Here is a 2,694-nt window from a genome sequence, read left to right as displayed (position 1 = left end):
AAAAAGCGATTGCTTTCCACAAAAACCTAATAATCCAAAGCATATTAATACTATAACTAGGTACTTCATATTGCGTGAGCTTTAAAAAATATTTTTTATAAATTTTGAAAATTCCTTATCCGTCTATTCGTTTTCAAACTTTGGGTTATCCTTCTTAAATTGAAAAATAATTTGCCAATCTCCCTTTTCATACAACTGAAAATAAAATCCTAGGGAGGCCGTCTGAACCCCTCCGCCAAAACCAATTCTAGAATACATAAAACGGGTATAAGCATAATTTCCTGACGCGTCCGTATAATTGGTCTTTAATCCTTTCACTAAAGGAATTGGATAGGCGACATCATAAGTAACACTGCTATCAGTCATGCGCATATTGAATCCGTGAACAAGATGTTGCCAGTCAGTAGCATTAAATTTATGTGGGTCGATAGGGTGATACAAAGTATCTAAAAATTTAAAGGTGAGCGTGTTCCCTTCGCCAACTTTATAAAAGAAAACAGATATGTCTCCGCTGCTTAGGGGCAAATCTGTATGCTCACCAATAATCCCATTTGCAAATGAAGGATTAACATCAGCCCTCGTTGCTTGCCCGGTTATTGGATCCAAATTTGACGGCACGTAAGGTTGCTCAACTAAAGGTTTCAATTTTAAATTTCTAAAATACTCCTTTCCACCACTGTTGCTAACTTCCACGTCAAATACATAACCCGAATCGGGTTGCGTAGCGACAAAAGAAGACCTAGCAGAAGACCACATTAAAAATTCACCGGAATGGTCTCTAATTTCAAATAAATGATGATATTCAATAGTGCGCTCAGAATCAATTTGCGCGATAGATGTTTCTAAGCCTGTGTAGGCAGTTTTCCAAACTTGAACAGGAAAGACATCTGTTAGCTCAGTTGCAGGGTCACCATTTGACTTTCTAATATTCATAATCGAAAAGGTAAGTGGTTGCGTTGAATTACCTGGCTCAAAATTGTTAGTCATTAAAGTATTTCTACCCAAAATAGGTGTATAAGTTGTCGTAATAAAACGAGCATTATTTCCTATTGCATCCTTACTGGAGGGCAAATAATTTTTGACACATGAAAATACACCCAACGAAAGTGCGAAAACGACTGTAAACCCAATTAAAATACGCTTATTCATTATTTCCATTTATAATGTTAGAATATTGTTTCTTTTATTGAACACCCGAAAATCGATCTATAAAATCATTGAATCCAAAAGAGTGGCTATCTGTCAAAATGTGAACAATCCCATTATTGGTCACAATATTTACGGAAATAGTGGGTGCTGTTACCCAAAAAGAAGCCGAAAGGGAGTTATGCAAGTCCGTGAAGTTGATAAACTGTGGGCCTCCATTTTGAAACCCGGTTGCCGTATTTCTTTGATAGGCCAAATTCATTTCATAAGCATATTTAAAAGAAGGGACTGCTAGCCCGGCATCACCATATTTTATCAATGAATCTGTTGGATATAACCCATCAAATAAATATCTACTTACCAAAGTATCCATATTGGCTGTAGTATCAATATCGCTCAAGTATTTCGGGGATAAACCATAACTAGCCAGATTTAAGTTTAGGTTTTGTAAGGCATTCACAAAACAATTATTAGGAGCGGCAAAGAAGGTTAGATTAGAGCCCGTTGATAAAGTATTTTTCAAACCAGGAACGGAGTCAACTACTTTCAACAACGAATCAAATACACCATTTTGCGATTGTAAAAATTCATATATCGAACCATTAAATTCTGTAGTTTTATTCTGATAATCATAATAAGGACTTTTAGTTTTATTACAACCTGTATTGACCAGTGCCGTCAATAAAATAATTACGCAAAAAGCTGAGGTAGAAATTAATGATTTTGATCTGAAGCTGGATTTCATCTGTTCTATTATATTTTTTGGTTTCATTCTTTTAAGCTTTATAATTATTTCCAATGAAGTGTCTGAACCAAATTTGGATTCGCACCCAAAACCTGTGCGGAAACTGGCCAATAAATGCCACCATCCTGAATAATGGCATTAAATTGAGGGTCATTCCCTTTTATTTTCTTATACCTAATAAGATCAAACCATCTCCATCCCTCTCCAATCAATTCACGTCTTCTTTCTGCAAAAATGGCATCTATCATATCTGGCACCTCTTGTGCAGTGAGTTCATTCAACCCCCTATCTTTACGAATGCCGTTTAAGATATCCAGGGCGTCGCTATTTTTACCTAAAACAGATAAAGCTTCCGCACGCAATAACAAGACCTCTTCATATCTGGAAAAAACTATAGCAGATTGATAAAATAGAGCCTTGGTAACTCCCCCGTCTCCCGCAATAGTTAATACATTGATCTTTTTGAAAATAGGAATATTGCTATAGTAGTTCCCAAAGAAAGCGTCTCTATGAAGCCCAGTAGAAGTATCTATACCAAAACGCTGATCCATGGTATCGGGATATATTGCGTTGATGGTTTCTTTCGGTACATAGATATCCGGCAACGGTTTGCTAGAATAGGGTGCAGCAATAGTCAGATATTCGATATGTCCATTATTCGTCAAACCTTGCTCACCTGTACTATACAAAAAGTTAAACACAACTAATTGTCTATAATTTCTGTAAGCAAATACATCGTTAGATTGATCGTTGCCAGTCATTTGTGCCACAGTAGAAGTCGGGGTATAGCCTAAATCAGAAGA

Annotated in this window: 3 protein-coding genes; all 3 read right to left on the bottom strand. The window is 36.4% G+C overall.

The window, feature by feature from the left end; translation table 11 throughout:
• Positions 1–123: 123 nt before the first annotated feature.
• The gene (locus ACQR30_RS06270; RefSeq protein ID WP_429732843.1) at positions 124–1,149 is read right to left on the bottom strand and encodes a DUF5007 domain-containing protein; all 1,026 of its coding nucleotides are present in this window, start codon (positions 1,147–1,149) and stop codon (positions 124–126) included.
• Between the two features lie 34 nt (positions 1,150–1,183).
• On the bottom strand, positions 1,184–1,918 hold the full coding sequence (locus ACQR30_RS06265; protein WP_429732840.1) for a hypothetical protein: 735 nt from the start codon (positions 1,916–1,918) through the stop codon (positions 1,184–1,186).
• Positions 1,919–1,935: 17 nt separating this feature from the next.
• On the bottom strand, positions 1,936–2,694 hold a 759-nt coding region (locus tag ACQR30_RS06260; RefSeq protein WP_429732838.1), incomplete at its 5' end, for a RagB/SusD family nutrient uptake outer membrane protein.

It is taken from the genome of Arachidicoccus sp. (assembly GCF_050436765.1).
Classification (GTDB): domain Bacteria; phylum Bacteroidota; class Bacteroidia; order Chitinophagales; family Chitinophagaceae; genus Arachidicoccus.
Note: the sequence above shows the minus strand (reverse complement) of the source record. Positions and strands in the feature narration are given on the sequence as shown.